Below are 14,140 nucleotides of genomic sequence, written 5' to 3'. Positions count from 1 at the left end.
ATGTCCGTACAGGGCCGGGCTGTACCGATGCACGAGGCATCCGGCACACCCGCTTCACGATCAGCCAGCGGCCTGCATCGCCAGTGCGGTATCCAGCATGCGGTTGGAAAATCCCCACTCGTTGTCGTACCAAGCCATGACCTTGACCAGGCGACCATTGACGCGAGTGTGATTGGCGTCAAAAGTGGAAGAGTTGGCATCGTGATTGAAATCGATGGACACCAGTGGCTGAGCATTGACAGCCAGCACTGGCGAGGCCTCGGCCGCCTTGGCGACGATGGCATTGATTTCTTCCTTGGTAGTGTCACGACTGGCGGTGAAAACCAGGTCTACCAGCGATACGTTGATCACCGGCACGCGTACTGCCAAGCCATCGAACTTGCCGTTCAACTCGGGTAGCACCAAGCCGACCGCGGCGGCGGCACCGGTCTTGGTCGGGATCATCGACTGGGTCGCGCTGCGCGCGCGGTACGGATCCTTGTGATAGACATCGGACAAGTTCTGGTCATTGGTGTAAGCATGTACCGTCGTCATCAGGCCATTTTCGATACCGACGGTATCATTCAGTGCCTTGGCGACTGGAGCCAGGCAATTGGTGGTGCAGGAAGCATTGGAGACCACGCGATGCTCGGCAGTCAGCACGTGCTCGTTGACGCCGTATACCACCGTGGCATCGGCATCCGGGCTCGGTGCCGAGATCAACACGCGATTTGCTCCCGCTTCGATATGCTTGGCGGCGTCAGTGCGCTTGGTGAACAGTCCCGTACACTCCATGACCAGGTCGATCTCGAGCGATTTCCACGGCAAGCTGGCCGGATCACGCTCAGAGAGAATGCGAATCCGTTCGCCATCGACGCTAAGGTTTTCCTCATCATGCGCCACCTTATGAGGAAAGTGACCATGTACGCTGTCATGCTTGAGCAAATGGGCATTGAGCGACGGATCACCCAAGTCGTTGATGGCGACCACCTGGATTCGATCGCGATAGCCATTTTCGTAAAGGGCGCGCAGTGCATTGCGACCGATACGGCCGAAGCCATTGATAGCGACACGTAACGTCATGGCGGCATCCTCGTACTTACTGTGCTGTATTTGAGTCGGGTAGGTACCACGAAGCTTGCAAAGTGCTTGTTGGAACAAACCCGAGTGAAATAATCCTACGTATGAATGCTAATTTGGCGCAAAGAAAGGCGACATTCAAGGTATTTTTTTGCTAAATTTACCAACATCACCATCCATCACCGCCAAGCGAGGTAGCATATGGCCACCCAGCCCCCTCCTCTGCACGCTACGGTAGACCGGGTCACCCGGCGTATCCGCACACGCTCGCACGAGCGTCGCGCACTCTATGAACAGCGCATGCAAGACCAGTATCGTCGAGGAGTCCACCGCGGCGATCTCTCGTGTGGCAACCTGGCACACGGCTTTGCCGCCTGTGGTGAAACCGACAAAGGGCGCTTGAAACTGATGAACAGCGCCAACCTGGGAATCGTATCGTCTTACAACGACATGCTCTCGGCGCACCAACCACTTGGCCCCTATCCTGAGCTCATAAAAGAAGCGGCACGTGCCATGGGATCCACCGCCCAGTTTGCCGGCGGCGTTCCTGCCATGTGCGATGGTGTGACTCAAGGCCAGCCCGGCATGGAACTGTCGCTCTTTTCCCGCGATGTGATCGCCATGGCCACTGCCGTGGCGTTGTCTCACAATATGTTCGATGCTGCGCTCTACCTTGGTATTTGTGACAAGATCGTTCCCGGGCTGTTCATCGGGGCTGCCCGCTTTGGCCACTTGCCGGCGATCTTCGTCCCCGGCGGCCCCATGCCCAGTGGCCTACCTAACAAGGAGAAAGCTCGCATCCGGCAACTCTATGCCGAAGGCAAGGCCAGTCGCGACGATCTGCTCGAGGCTGAGTCGCAGTCCTATCACAGCCCCGGCACATGCACCTTCTACGGTACCGCCAACTCCAACCAAATGATGATGGAGATCATGGGGCTACACCTGCCCGGCGCCTCCTTCGTCAATCCCGGCACCCCCCTGCGCGATGCCCTTACCCGCTACGCCGCTGAACAAGCCATCCGCAACAGCGAACCGGGCGGCGAGTATCGTCCCTTCTTCAAGCAGGTCGACGAGAAGGCCATTGTCAACGCCATGGTCGGCTTGTTGGCATCGGGCGGCTCTACCAACCACACCCTGCACCTAGTGGCCATGGCTGCCGCATCGGGATTGACCATCACCTGGGATGACTTCACCGAACTGTCTGCTGTGGTACCGAGCATGACCCGCATCTACCCCAACGGCCAAGCCGATGTAAACCACTTCCAGGCCGCTGGCGGCATGAGCTTCCTGATCCGGGAACTACTAGAAGCCGGCTTGATCCATGGCGATATTCCGACCGTGTTCGGTACCGACATGCATGCCTACACCCAGGAACCTTTCCTCGAGGATGGCAAGCTGGTGTGGCGTGAAGGGCCGACGGAAAGCCACGACACCGACGTATTGCGCTCGGTCGCCGAACCCTTCTCGCCGACCGGCGGACTGACGGTACTTGACGGTAATCTTGGTCGTGGCGTGATCAAGGTTTCGGCAGTCAAAGCCGAACATCGCATCGTGGAAGCCCCGGTTCGGTTGTTCGATGACCAGAACCAGCTCAAGGCTGCCTTCGAAGCCGGCGAACTCGATCGTGACGTGGTGGTAGTCGTGCGCTTCCAGGGACCCAAGGCCAATGGTATGCCTGAACTGCACAAGCTCACCCCCTATCTCGGAGTGCTTCAGGACCGCGGCTACAAGGTGGCACTGGTGACCGATGGCCGCATGTCAGGTGCCTCCGGCAAGGTACCAGCCGCCATACACGTCACTCCGGAAGCCGTCGATGGAGGCCCGCTGGCCAAGCTGCGTGATGGTGACGTGATTCACCTGGATGCCGACAAAGGCGAATTGAAGGTGCTAGTGGAATCCCACGAGTGGAATGGTCGCGAGGTCGCCGAGGCGAATCTGGATCATTACCATTATGGGCTAGGACGCGAGCTATTCGGCGGCTTCCGTCACCTGGCGGCAGGTGCCGAGGAAGGCGCTGGCGTCTTCGGGGGCTTCGAGGCCGATGACCTGACGCGCCAGGAGGGTTTCATCCACGAACTGGATGCCTAACCGGCTCTCTAACAACGACGGAGCTCACATGAACTCAACGACCAACCAGATGGGCCACTGATGACGCGACCAGCCCTGATAGGTGATATCGGTGGAACCAATGCGCGCTTTGCACTGGTGACACCGGATACCTTTGAGCCACATGACATTCTGAGCCTATCCTGCGCCGACTACCCGACGCTGGTTGACGCTGTGCGCGACTACCTGGCCCGAGTGGGGCACGGCGGCAAGAACGCCCCCCGCGAGGCATGTCTGGCCTTCGCCTGCCCAGTCCATGACGACCAGGTTCGCATGACCAACAACGCGTGGGTGTTTTCCAAACGCGACGTACAGACCAAGCTGGATCTGACTCTGTTCAAGGTCATTAATGACTTTACCGCTCAAGCATTGGGTGTGCCGCATGTCGCCGCACAGGACCTGGTACCTGTTGGCGAGGGCCAGGCTGCAGACGGCTGCGCTCGGCTAGTGATAGGTCCCGGCACTGGCCTGGGCGTGGCCGGTATCTTCCCGGGCCAGCATGCCTGGGTCCCTCTGCCCACCGAGGGCGGCCATGTGACTTTTGCCCCCATCGACGAACGTGAGCAGAACCTGCTGCGTTACTTCCGCTCGCGTTATGGGCGAGTCTCCGTGGAACGTATCCTCTGTGGCCAAGGGCTATTGGACTTGTATTGCGCCCATGCCTCGCTCAAAGGGGCCAATCCCCGTTATGCCACCCCGGCAGAGGTAACGACCGCAGCCAACGAAGGCGATGCCGTCGCCGTGGATACCGTGCTGCGCTTCCTCAAGATTCTTGGTGACGTGTGCGGCGATGCTGCCCTGACCATGGGGGCCCGTGGCGGCGTCTACCTGTGCGGTGGCATCCTGCCACGGTTGCTCGACTGGTTGCCTCGCAGCCGCTTTCGCGACGCGTTTGCCGACAAGGGGCGTATGAGCGCCTACAATGCCGGCATTCCTACATGGGTGGTCACCGCTCCTTGGGCAGGGTTGTTGGGGGCCGCCGAAGCACTGCATAACGAGGAGGTGGCATGATCCCATCGTCGCTGCGCGCACTGCTGGACGATACCCAAGGCCAGCGTCAAGCCGAATGGGCCGGGCGCACGCTATGGCTGGCTCGAGAGCAATGGGGCGAACTGGCCGTGTCGCTGCAAGGGGCACAGGTGCTTCACTATTTGCCGTACACGCCCGGTTCCACACATGCCACTGGAAGTGGAACACCAGCCCTGGATGCCGGGTGGTTATGGGTCACATCCACACCGCAGCCCTCTCCCGGCGCCATTCGCGGCGGTATCCCGCTATGCTGGCCGTGGTTCGCCGACGAAAACACTGCCGACGAATCCCCGGACCGATCCGGTCCGATGCATGGCCCAGCGCGCAAGGCCGAGTGGCACCTCGATGCCGCCGACGAGCACGAAGAAGGCATCGAGCTACATCTATCGCCCATCGACCAACTTCATAAGCAACTTGTGCCGCGAGCGGTGATCCAAGCCAATGCCAAACGTTTGCATGTCGAGCTAGTGACAGAACACCGGGGCGAAACCCCAGTAAAGATGAGCGGCGCCTTGCACAGCTATTTTGCCGTCACCGACGCACATCGCTGCCGTGTCGAAGGGCTCGCCGGGGCACGCTACCTGGATAAACTGCAGGGGTTCGCCGAACATGTCCAACAAGGCGAACTAGGCATCCGTGGACCGCTGGACCGAATCTATGAGTCCAATCGAGAAGTGGTGCTCGATGACAATCGTCGCCGCCTTCGTATCGCCAAGCAAGGCAGCGACTCTACGGTGGTCTGGCATCCCGGAGATGACCTTCCTACCGACACTCCAACAGAAGTCGGACGACGCTTTCTATGTGTCGAGGCCGCTTGTACACGCCTGGACCCGGTGTGGCTGGTCCCCGGCGCCCAACACCTACTGGCCACGACTATCACATGTGAGGATGCGCCATGAACGACGACTCGCGGATCGACGTGCCCTTCCTGCTGGGAATGATGCACCTGCACGAACGAGACACCCTGCACGCCCCGGAAACATTGGCGGACTGGATCGAAGCACGTCTCGACCAAGGGCTCAACTGGTTCGATCACGCCGATATCTATGGCAACCATCGAGGCGAAACCCTGTTCGGTGATGCTCTGCGTGCCCGACCCGCGTTGGCGTCTCGCGTCCGCATCGTCACCAAGGCCGGTATCGTAACGCCCTCTCTCGACACCTCTGCGTATGGCGTCAAACATTACGATAGCTCACCAAGCTACCTCACCGCCGCCATCGATGCTTCTCTCGCTCGCCTGGGTGTAGAGCACCTCGATCACTTCCTGCTCCACCGCCCGGACCCATTGATGGATGCTGCGGCGACTGCAGAGGCCTTGGATGCGGCTATCGACGCTGGCAAGGTCGGCGCCATAGGTGTTTCCAACTTCCTCCCCGAGCAGTGGCGACGATTACAAGCCGCCATGCGTCATCCGTTGGTGAGCCATCAACTACAGCTATCCCTGGCGCATCCCGAACCACTCTTCGATGGCCTCTTCGACGCTCTACTAGCGGATGGCATGCGACCCATGGCTTGGTCGCCACTGGGGGGAGGCACGGTTTTCGAGGATGTGCTCGGAGCATCGCTGGAACGGCTGGCCGGAGACTTCAACACCAGTTCCGCTGGTTTGGCTCTGGCTTGGCTTCGCGGCTTGCCCGGCCACCCGGTACCGGTGATCGGCACCCTCAGGGAGCAGCGCATCGATGACTTGCTGAACGGTGCCTGCCTCGAGCTGGACCGCCCCACTTGGTTCGCCTTGTTGGAGGAAGCTCGCAGCCAGCGGGTGGCCTGAATGCACTCGCCAGGACTGCCAAGTGGCTTGCATAACGTGCGACTGCAGAAGTGACACGATTCATCTATTTATCAGTCGCCCAATATCCCAAATCGTCATAGACAAATAGTCATTATCGACAACAAAAGGATCACGGCATGTTCCAACTCACTCGCAGCGTGACCTGGCAGGCTCTCGAAAAGCTATACCAGGAAACCGCCAACGACCGGATTCGCGACTATTTCACTGCCGACCCACAACGCTTCGACAAGATGAGTCTGCGTGTCGGTGGCCTTTTCCTCGATTACTCCAAGCATCATGTCTCGGATGCCGTACTTGCCAAGTTACTGGAATTGGCCAACCACTCGGCATTGGTCCAGCGACGTGCACAAATGTTTTCCGGCGACATCATCAACGTTACTGAAGACCGCCCAGTGCTACATACCGCCTTGCGCAACCTGGACAAAGGCCCCCTCATGGTCGATGGCAAGGATGTGATGCCGGAGATCCAGCGCACCCGCGAACAGATCCAGCGCTTCTCTGAGGCAGTTCGCAGTGGCGAGTGGAAGGGCTACAGCGGAGAACGTATCAAGGACGTGGTCAATATCGGTATCGGCGGCTCCGACCTGGGCCCCAACATGGCCTGTCGTGCCCTGCTCAAGTACCGACACCCGGAACTGAGTTTCCACTTCGTCTCCAACGTCGATGGCACTCACATTCAGAAGGTACTGAATCGCCTCGACCCGGCGACCACACTGTTCATCGTCTCCACCAAGACATTCTCGACCCAGGAAACGCTGCTCAACGCCAAGACCGCACGGCGCTGGTTCCTCGACAACGCGGGCGAGAATGCTGATGTAGGCGCTCACTTCATCGCCGCCTCTACCAACCGCAAGGCCGCCATGGAGTTTGGTATTCGAGAAGAGAATGTCTTCGAATTCTGGGCATGGGTCGGTGGACGCTACTCGATGTGGTCGTCGATCGGTCTGCCCATCGCTCTATCGGTCGGTTTCGATGGCTTCATGGAACTGCTCGAGGGCGCCTATGAGATGGATCAACACTTCATCAAGGCCCCCTTCAGTGAGAACATGCCGGTCCTGATGGCACTGATCGGTATCTGGTACATCAACTTCCACGGCGCCGAGACCCAGGCCATCGTGCCCTATGACCAGGCGCTACATCAGTTACCGTCCTTTCTCCAGCAGCTCGACATGGAGTCCAACGGCAAGTCGGTGGACATCTTCGGCCATCCGATCAACTACAAGACCGGCCCCATCGTCTGGGGGCAGACAGGCTCCAATGGCCAGCACGCGTTCTTCCAACTCCTTCACCAAGGCACCCGCTATGTGCCCATTGACTTCATCGCCTCGCTAAAGCCTGAACCAGGCTTCGAGGATCACCATTTTGCACTGCTGACCAACATGCTGGCTCAGGCCAACGCTTTCATGGAGGGAAGTCAGAAAGGCAGCCAGCTCGACCCGTATAGCTGCCCGGGCAACCGGCCCTCCAGCACCCTGCTGCTCGATGAGTTGAACCCGCGCAATCTCGGCGCGTTGATCGCTCTTTACGAACATAAGGTATTCGTGCAGGGCATCATCTGGAACATCAACTCCTTCGACCAATGGGGCGTGCAACTCGGCAAGCGTATTGCTGGCGAGATCAGTGAGCGCATCGATGAACACAGTCAGGACTTCGACGCGTCTACCCAGGGGCTATTGGCCTTGGTGCGACAACACTTCAACAAGAACCAAGGGAACTCGACAGGGGCCGAGAAGAGCAAAGGCAAGCACAAGCCTCAACCCAAGAAGGAGAAACACCTATGACCCCGGTCATTGCTTTCGGGGAAGCCCTGGTCGATATGCTCTCCAGCCGCCTAGGGGAACAAGATACCCAAGGCCCCGAAACCTTCACCCCCTATGCAGGCGGTGCTCCAGCCAATGTCGCGGTGGCCTGCGCCCGACTGGGCGTGCCTAGCCGCTTCCTCGGCATGTTAGGTGAAGATCATTTTGGTGATTTCCTGGCTGCGGAGCTCAAGGCCCACGGCGTCGACACCTCTGGCGTGGTGCGCACCAGCGCCGCGCGCACCGCACTCGCTTTCGTCTCCCGCGATGCCTTGGGTGAACGCACCTTCGATTTCTATCGGCCTCCTGCGGCAGACCTGCTGTATCGACTGGAGCACCTGCCGCCCGGCGTCTTCAGCGAGCCGGTGATTCTCCACCTGTGTACCAACAGCTTGACCGAAGACACCATCGCCGAGACCACCCTGACCATCGCCGACATGGCGGCGCGAGCGGGCTGTCTGGTCAGTGTCGATGCCAACCTGCGCCACAACCTGTGGAGCGAGAAATATGCCGAGATCGGCACGGTGACTCGCCTGCTGGACCGCGCTCAATTGATCAAGCTATCTCGGGAGGAACTCGACTTCCTGCGTGGTGAGCATACCGCCGATGGCTGGCTGAGTGAGCGCCTGGCTGCCGGAGTTCGCTTGATCGTGGTCACAGATGGCGCCACCGATGTGGAAGTACGCAGCGCCATTACGACCTTTCGCGTCACTCCGCCCCAAGTCCAGGCGGTAGACACCACGGCCGGAGGTGATGCCTTCATTGGCGGCCTGCTGGCAATGCTCGCCGAAACCGGTATCGAAGACGACTGGCATCAGGATGAGGCACGCTTGCGGCGCTTCGTGGATGTGGCCTGCCATTGTGGTGCACACGCCGTGACTCGTCCCGGGGCTTATGCAGCTCTGCCTACCCGCGAGGATCTCGAACAACTCAAGTAGTGCAGACATTAGGCACCGGCCGAAACGGCCGGCGCCCTCTTGTCAGCCTGCCTGCACTGCCTTCGACTCCAAGCGATTCCCATCCTCGGCAAGGCATTCTTCCAGCAACCGACACTCGGCTTGCTTGTGCTTGTCAAAGGCCAGCAAGGATACTTCCAACTCGGGAGTCGCGTTGGTTTCCAGCAACCGGTGAGCCAACCGACGACTGTCGATGGCAGCTTCCAGTGCTTCCTGGACCACATTTTCAGCGGGATCATCGTCGGATGTTGGGCGCCAGCGACGCGACATGCGAGTGGGCGCATCCTTTTCGCCATCGATACAAGCCCCCAAACCCAGGCGCTCTGCCGCCTCGCGCAGAGATACGAGATGGTTCGCACACTCCAGACCCAATGTCGCCATTAATCGACTGATACCGGGATGACGTGGACGCAAATGACTCGCCAATCGGCGATAGCGCTGCAAGGCCCGGATTTCGAGATGACTCGCCAGGACGAGCTGTTCCTGGGGCAGGAGCGTCAATGATCTCAGGTCGTTCATGGTCGGTGCCTCCATGTCCGTTTCGCGACGTACAGGTGTAGCATCCGTAACGACGGGATGGCAGTCAGCGTCACCCTGTCTCGAGGATGCCGGCCAACCGTTTACAGGAATTCCCTTCCGTCGGCCTCGACATACCTCAAGCAAGTACCAGGCCATGTTCATGGATCACTAATACAGATAGCCAACGTAGTATATCCGTCGATGGCCACTCCGAGCTTTAGCACCCTCCACTAGCGCACCTTTACCCGGGCCGGAAGAGCCCGCCAACACTCGGCAAGTGGCTGGTGCACCGCCATCGCGCTGTGAACACTGTGTCTGAATAACACATGGTGCAAAAAAGACCCGCCGATCTGAACTGACCCCCGAAAGTTGGACACCGCTCCAACTGTAGGGGGTTTTGCATGGCGAGGTATTCCAGTGAGTTCAAGTTACAAGTGGTCCTGCACCACGAGAGTCCGGCGGGAGGAAGCAGACGCACAGCGATACAGTTCGGGCTGGATAGAGGTGTTGTCAGGTCATGGGTAGAGGTCTATCGCCAACATGGTGAGGCAGGATTGGCTCGCCGTACACGCCCCCAGGTCTATGATCTGGCCTTCAAGCTGAAAGTCGTGCGTTTTCTCGAAGAAGGCGGCTCTCTTCGTGAGGCCAGTGCTTACTTCAACATCCCAGCGCGTACTACCATTAGAGAATGGCGGCGCCAGTATGCCTCTCATGGGGTTGACGGCTTGTCTGACCGCCGTGGGAGACCTCGTGTGAAAAAGAAGAAACCGCCATCCTCTGGTACCAAGGCACCTGACCAGATGTCGCCAGAAGAAATGGCGGAGGAGTTGGCCTATCTGCGAGCAGAGAACGCCTATCTAAAAAAGCTGAAAGCCTTGGCTCAGTCAAAACGATCAACCGAAGAGAAAAAACGTTGATCATCAATGAGCTAAGGCAAAGCCATGCGCTTGCTTACTTGCTGCGTGCAGCTGGCCTTGCGCGTAGCGTCTATTACTACTGGCGAAAAGTGCTTCAGCGCCCAGATGCTTATGTGTCCGAAAGACAGCTTATCCATCGTATCTTCCATGCCCACAAGGGGCGCTACGGCTATCGCCGCATGACGCTGGCCCTTCGGAGGGAAGGCTGTCATCTCAATCACAAGACCGTCCAGAAGTTGATGATACAGGCAGGACTAAAATCAACAGTGCGACCCAAGCGTTACCGGTCCTTCCGAGGTGACGAAGGTGGTCTCGCCGCCAACCGTCTACAGCGCCATTTCCGAGCAGACCGTCCGCATCAGAAGTGGGTAACAGATATTACAGAGTTCAACATTCGAGGGGAAAAGGTCTTCCTGTCACCGGTCATGGACCTCTATAACCGAGAAATCGTGGCATTCTCTATTGCCCGTACCCCTCGGCTGCCGATGGTCATGGCCATGCTGGGTAAAGCCTTGCAGCAGGTCAAAGATGCCGAAGGGCTGGTTCTTCATTCTGATCAGGGCTGGCAGTATCAGATGCCTGCCTATCACGCGGCGTTGACCGCTAGAGGAGCCGAGGTCAGCATGTCTCGTAGCGGGAACTGCCTGGACAATGCCGTCATCGAGAACTTCTTCGGCCTCTTGAAGAGTGAGTTCTTCCATGGCCAGAAATTTACTGGTGTAGAGAGGTTCATCAGGGAACTCCGGGCCTACATACGCTATTACAACCATGACCGCATCAAGGCCAACCTAAAAGGCCTGAGCCCTGTGGAATACAGGATCCAGGCCTTGGGGACCGCCACTACCTGAATCAACCCGTCCAACTATTGGGGGTCACTTCAGATCGGCGGGTCGAACAACAGCACAGGCTGTCGAGAGAGATCGGGTGTAGCTCAGTGATGGAAGCGCTCCGCTGCCTGCCTAGCCAGCTCACGGATACCGGCCCAGTCCTCAGCTTCGATCAGCGACTTGGGCGTCAGCCAGGACCCCCCCACACACATCACATTGGGCAGTGACAGGTAGTCGTCGGCATTGTCCACCGTGATTCCGCCTGTGGGGCAGAAGCGGGCCTCGGGAATCGGCGCTCCGAAAGCCTTGAGCGCCTTGGCGCCACCACTGGCTTCGGCAGGGAAGAACTTGAAGCGGCGGTAACCGTACTGCCAACCGGTCATCAGTTCGGACACCGTCGATACCCCGGGCAACATGGGCACGGGACTGCTCACCCCATAGCGATACAAGGCTTCGGTGGTTCCAGGAGTGACCACGAAGTCGGCGCCGACCTGTTCGGCCTGGCGATACTGAGCAGGCGTCAATACGGTGCCCACACCAATGCTAGCCCCTGGCAAGGCTTCACGTATACGTTTGATGGCCTCCAACGCACAAGCGGTACGCAAAGTGATCTCGAGCACCGGCAAACCGCCCTCGACCAAAGCGCGGCCGATCGGCACGGCATCCTCTAGACGCTCGATGGTGATTACCGGAATGATTTCGGCCTTGAGGCAGATGCTGTCGAGTTCTGTGGTACGAGTGGATGGCAACTGCTTTTCAATCGTCATGTTCTTGCTCCAAAAGAGGAATCAGGGCGCCCAATAGATCGCCAATGGACAAGCCAGAAAGGCACGAATCGGCAACTCGCGGACGTCATCACCAGCCATGGCGGTCGCCAACACGGCCCGCTTGTCTTCACCATTGAGGTGCAGCATGTGACGCCGAGTCTGGTGCAGTCGGGAAGCACTCAGCGTAATACGCGCCTGAGGCTGGCTGGGAGTACGTACGGCCACGACGCTTTCATCTGTGGACAACGCCAGCCCAAGCTCCCGACTATCGGGGAATAGTGAGGCCGTATGACCGTCGCCTCCCATCCCCAGAACCACTACGCTGGCCGGCCAAGCCAGTTGCTCGACACGTGTAGCAACCGTGTCAACGCCCTGTTCCGGAGTGGCATCGGCGGTGGTCAGCGGTACGAAATTGGCTGCTTTCGCCGCCCCGCTCAGCAAGTGTTCACGTATTAGACGTGCATTGCTGTCATCCGCTGTTTCGGCGACCCAGCGTTCGTCGGCAAGTGTCACGTCAATACGCTCCCATGGCAGCTCAATGGCTGCCAGGGCATGAAAAAAAGGCACCGGAGTCGAACCGCCGGATACTACCAGCAAGGCACGCTCCTGATGGGTCAGATCGACTCTCAAGGCCTCCGCCACCGCTTCGGCCAACTGTCGAGCCAATCGTTCGCGGGAAGCATTCATGTCAGTAGTCCTCATACCAGCTACGCCCGTCCTGAGTGATCATGGCGATCGATGCCACTGGCCCCCAAGATCCCGCCGGATAACGACGCGGCGGAAGATCGTGGGTTTCCCAAGCGGCAATCAATTGGTCGCACCAATGCCAGGCGTATTCCACTTCATCGCGGCGCACGAACAGATATTGCTGCCCTTTCATGACCTCGAGCAGTAGACGCTCGTAGGCATCAGGGATCCGTGACTTGGGAAAAGCACTGTTGAAATCCAGGTGCAACGGCCCTGGACGCAGTCGCATGCCCTTGTCCAATCCACTGTCCTTGGTCAGCACGTGCAAGGCGATTCCCTCTTCCGGCTGGAGGCGGATGATCAGCTTATTGGCCGCCAGACTGCGTTGGTCCGGATCGAAGATATAGTGTGGCTGTTGACGGAAATGGATGACGATCTGCGACAACTTCTCCGGCATACGCTTGCCGGTGCGTAGGTAGATGGGAACGCCGGCCCAACGCCAATTGGCCACCTCGGTCTTCATGGCCACGAAGGTTTCGGTCTGGCTGTCGGTATTCGCCCCCTCCTCTTCGAGATAACCGGGAACGCTCTGACCACCACTAGTGCCCGCCGTGTACTGGCCACGCACCACGTCACGTCCCAACGATTCGCCGGTAAAGGGCTTCAGCGCTTTCAATACCTTGACCTTCTCGTCGCGAATGGCGTCGGCATCGAGATTGGCCGGTGGGTCCATGGCGATCAGGCACAACAACTGCAGCAAGTGATTCTGCACCATGTCCCGCAACTGCCCCGCCTTGTCGAAATACCCCCAACGACCTTCGATCCCCACTTGCTCGGCAACGGTAATCTCCACATGAGAGATATGGTTCTGGTTCCATTGAGTACCGAACAGTGGATTGGCAAAGCGCAGCGCAATCAGGTTCTGGACGGTCTCCTTACCTAGATAGTGATCGATACGGTAAACACGCGACTCGGGGAACACCTCACCGATGGCATCATTGATTTCCTTTGAAGACTCCAAGTCATAGCCGATCGGCTTTTCCACCACGACACGAGTCTCGTCATCCAGACTACCGCTGGCATGCAAGTTGCGACAGATGGCTCCGTAAATGCTGGCCGGCACCGCGAGATAGACGACCATTGGACGTGGAGAACCCTCCCGCCAGCCGCGTATGGTCTCGTAGCCTTCGGCCTGATTGAAATCGACCTGGGCATAGTCGAGACGGGCCAGGAAGCGCTTGAGGCTTTCCTTGTCCAGCTCATTGGCCTTGACTCGCTGCGTCAACGCCTCGGCGACGCGGGCCTGGAAAGCGGCGGTATCATACTCCTGGCGCGCCAGACCCAGCACCCGGCTGGTGTTCGGCAAAAGACCTTCCCGGTCTAGCTGATACAACGCCGGATAGAGCTTGCGCAATGCCAGGTCACCCAAAGCGCCGAACAGCGCCAGATCGACCTCGGAGTTGGACGTGCGTTGCGGTCCAGTTTCGTGGGTCATGCCACGCTCCCTAAGAATCTGGTTAACTTACTGACAAAATATGCCACACGAACGGAAAAAAGCAATTTTTATATGTAACTTTACAACAAAATAGACGCTACCCTTCAGCATACTTGGCCCTACCACCTACCTCACGCTAGGATAGAGTCAGATGTAGTTAAATCACCACATCACCATACTCGACTCA

At 58.6% G+C, this 14,140-nt stretch carries 12 protein-coding genes; 7 read left to right on the top strand and 5 right to left on the bottom strand.

From position 1 onward, the window contains the following. Positions 1-60: 60 nt before the first annotated feature. Positions 61-1,062 (bottom strand): type I glyceraldehyde-3-phosphate dehydrogenase, encoded by a 1,002-nt coding sequence (gene gap, locus L861_RS17040; protein ID WP_016417880.1) that lies wholly within the window; start codon positions 1,060-1,062, stop codon positions 61-63. Positions 1,063-1,260: 198 nt separating this feature from the next. Between gap and edd the strand changes: the two genes are divergently transcribed. The 6 genes from edd (at position 1,261) to L861_RS17010 (ending at position 8,723) form a co-directional block, all read left to right on the top strand. Next, a complete protein-coding gene (gene edd, locus L861_RS17035) occupies positions 1,261-3,147 on the top strand; it encodes a phosphogluconate dehydratase (protein WP_016417879.1) in 1,887 nt (628 codons plus the stop codon). A 60-nt stretch (positions 3,148-3,207) separates the two neighbouring features. Then, positions 3,208-4,176, top strand: a complete 969-nt coding sequence (gene glk, locus L861_RS17030) for a glucokinase (protein WP_016417878.1) — start codon at positions 3,208-3,210, stop codon at positions 4,174-4,176. Then, positions 4,173-5,093 (top strand): D-hexose-6-phosphate mutarotase, encoded by a 921-nt coding sequence (locus L861_RS17025; RefSeq protein ID WP_016417877.1) that lies wholly within the window; start codon positions 4,173-4,175, stop codon positions 5,091-5,093. Before glk ends, L861_RS17025 begins: the two co-directional genes overlap by 4 nt. Beyond that, complete coding sequence (locus tag L861_RS17020; RefSeq protein WP_016417876.1) at positions 5,090-5,965, top strand: aldo/keto reductase; 876 nt, start codon at positions 5,090-5,092, stop codon at positions 5,963-5,965. Before L861_RS17025 ends, L861_RS17020 begins: the two co-directional genes overlap by 4 nt. A gap of 137 nt (positions 5,966-6,102) precedes the next feature. After that, positions 6,103-7,767, top strand: coding sequence for a glucose-6-phosphate isomerase (pgi, locus tag L861_RS17015; RefSeq protein WP_016417875.1), 1,665 nt, complete (start codon positions 6,103-6,105; stop codon positions 7,765-7,767). Then, positions 7,764-8,723 carry a carbohydrate kinase family protein gene (locus L861_RS17010; RefSeq protein WP_016417874.1) on the top strand — a complete coding sequence of 320 codons (960 nt, stop codon included), beginning with the start codon at positions 7,764-7,766 and terminating at the stop codon, positions 8,721-8,723. The genes pgi and L861_RS17010 overlap by 4 nt, the downstream gene beginning before the upstream one ends. A gap of 42 nt (positions 8,724-8,765) precedes the next feature. Here L861_RS17010 and L861_RS17005 read toward each other — a convergent pair whose 3' ends face one another. After that, the gene (locus L861_RS17005) at positions 8,766-9,260 is read right to left on the bottom strand and encodes a hypothetical protein (protein ID WP_016417873.1); all 495 of its coding nucleotides are present in this window, start codon (positions 9,258-9,260) and stop codon (positions 8,766-8,768) included. Positions 9,261-9,661: 401 nt separating this feature from the next. Here L861_RS17005 and L861_RS24275 point away from each other — a divergent pair. After that, a protein-coding gene (locus tag L861_RS24275; protein WP_371827890.1) for an IS3 family transposase occupies positions 9,662-11,025 on the top strand; the annotation gives its coding sequence in 2 pieces (ribosomal slippage) (positions 9,662-10,118 and positions 10,118-11,025; 1,365 coding nt in all). An 83-nt stretch (positions 11,026-11,108) separates the two neighbouring features. On the opposite strand, the gene L861_RS16990 is transcribed toward L861_RS24275, so the two are convergent. The 3 genes from L861_RS16990 to zwf are packed head-to-tail and all read right to left on the bottom strand — an operon-like array spanning position 11,109 to position 13,953. Further along, on the bottom strand, positions 11,109-11,771 hold the full coding sequence (locus tag L861_RS16990; RefSeq protein ID WP_016417872.1) for a bifunctional 4-hydroxy-2-oxoglutarate aldolase/2-dehydro-3-deoxy-phosphogluconate aldolase: 663 nt from the start codon (positions 11,769-11,771) through the stop codon (positions 11,109-11,111). A 21-nt stretch (positions 11,772-11,792) separates the two neighbouring features. Next, complete coding sequence (pgl, locus tag L861_RS16985; RefSeq protein WP_016417871.1) at positions 11,793-12,458, bottom strand: 6-phosphogluconolactonase; 666 nt, start codon at positions 12,456-12,458, stop codon at positions 11,793-11,795. A 1-nt stretch (position 12,459) separates the two neighbouring features. Continuing rightward, positions 12,460-13,953, bottom strand: a complete 1,494-nt coding sequence (gene zwf, locus L861_RS16980) for a glucose-6-phosphate dehydrogenase (protein ID WP_016417870.1) — start codon at positions 13,951-13,953, stop codon at positions 12,460-12,462. Positions 13,954-14,140: the final 187 nt, after the last annotated feature.

This window comes from Litchfieldella anticariensis FP35 = DSM 16096 (assembly GCF_000409775.1).
GTDB lineage: Bacteria > Pseudomonadota > Gammaproteobacteria > Pseudomonadales > Halomonadaceae > Litchfieldella > Litchfieldella anticariensis.
This window is presented reverse-complemented; position numbering and strand designations above follow the sequence as displayed.

Coding starts and splice junctions, on each gene's coding strand:
- L861_RS17010 (WP_016417874.1), top strand. CDS start 7,764: ATGACCCCGGTCATTGCTTTCGGGGAAGCCCTGGTCGATATGCTCTCC.
- edd (WP_016417879.1), top strand. CDS start 1,261: ATGGCCACCCAGCCCCCTCCTCTGCACGCTACGGTAGACCGGGTCACC.
- L861_RS17005 (WP_016417873.1), bottom strand. CDS start 9,260: ATGAACGACCTGAGATCATTGACGCTCCTGCCCCAGGAACAGCTCGTC.
- zwf (WP_016417870.1), bottom strand. CDS start 13,953: ATGACCCACGAAACTGGACCGCAACGCACGTCCAACTCCGAGGTCGAT.
- pgl (WP_016417871.1), bottom strand. CDS start 12,458: ATGAATGCTTCCCGCGAACGATTGGCTCGACAGTTGGCCGAAGCGGTG.
- glk (WP_016417878.1), top strand. CDS start 3,208: ATGACGCGACCAGCCCTGATAGGTGATATCGGTGGAACCAATGCGCGC.
- gap (WP_016417880.1), bottom strand. CDS start 1,062: ATGACGTTACGTGTCGCTATCAATGGCTTCGGCCGTATCGGTCGCAAT.
- L861_RS16990 (WP_016417872.1), bottom strand. CDS start 11,771: ATGACGATTGAAAAGCAGTTGCCATCCACTCGTACCACAGAACTCGAC.
- pgi (WP_016417875.1), top strand. CDS start 6,103: ATGTTCCAACTCACTCGCAGCGTGACCTGGCAGGCTCTCGAAAAGCTA.
- L861_RS17025 (WP_016417877.1), top strand. CDS start 4,173: ATGATCCCATCGTCGCTGCGCGCACTGCTGGACGATACCCAAGGCCAG.
- L861_RS17020 (WP_016417876.1), top strand. CDS start 5,090: ATGAACGACGACTCGCGGATCGACGTGCCCTTCCTGCTGGGAATGATG.